General features: G+C 46.0%; 1 pseudogene. It reads right to left on the reverse strand.

Annotated elements, in window-relative coordinates:
- A pseudogene (locus FC96_RS13050) lies at positions 1-633 on the reverse strand (hypothetical protein); the annotation flags it as partial.

The following is a 633-nucleotide window of genomic DNA, read 5'->3' on the forward strand; positions in this document are numbered from 1 at the left end:
TCGCTAGCCTTAACCCAAGCGCCCTTGGCAGTGCCATCAGCGATTTGGTAGTAAAGGTCGCCAGACTTAACGTTGGTCTTAGAAGCGTTAACAGTGAATGAAGTACCGTTAGTCATTGTTAACTTAGAAGCGCCAACCTTGTATTGAGTCCAAGCAGGTTCTGCCCAAAGCTTTTGACCATTGTAAGTGAAAGTCTTGCTTTCAGTCTTAGCATCAGAAGCAGTAGCAAATTGTTGCAAACCGCCAGCGTAGTTAGCAGTTGAGTTACCACCGTAGATCCAGCCACGAACAGTCTTATCGAAAGATACGACCTTGTAGTAAACTGAACCGCGGTTAGTAGTAGCAACAGCGTAAGCACGGTAGTTGTAGTTACCAGTCTTGTCAGCAGCTTGGGCAGCCTTTAAGGTAGCAGCTGATTTAACAGTTGAAGCACCCTTTAAAGTAGCGGCCTTAGTAGCGATGGCGTTAGAACCAGTAACAATGACGTTACGAGTGTTAGCATCAGTCTTCAAAGTCTTCAATGAAGTAACCTTTGCGTAGGTCTTTGCAGAAGCGTTAGTAGTAGAAGCGGCAGCGCCGGCAGCTACGAAAGAAACGGCAGCAAGACCCAGATAAAGTGATTTCTTTAAGCTA

It is taken from the genome of Secundilactobacillus kimchicus JCM 15530 (assembly GCF_001433995.1).
Lineage (GTDB): Bacteria > Bacillota > Bacilli > Lactobacillales > Lactobacillaceae > Secundilactobacillus > Secundilactobacillus kimchicus.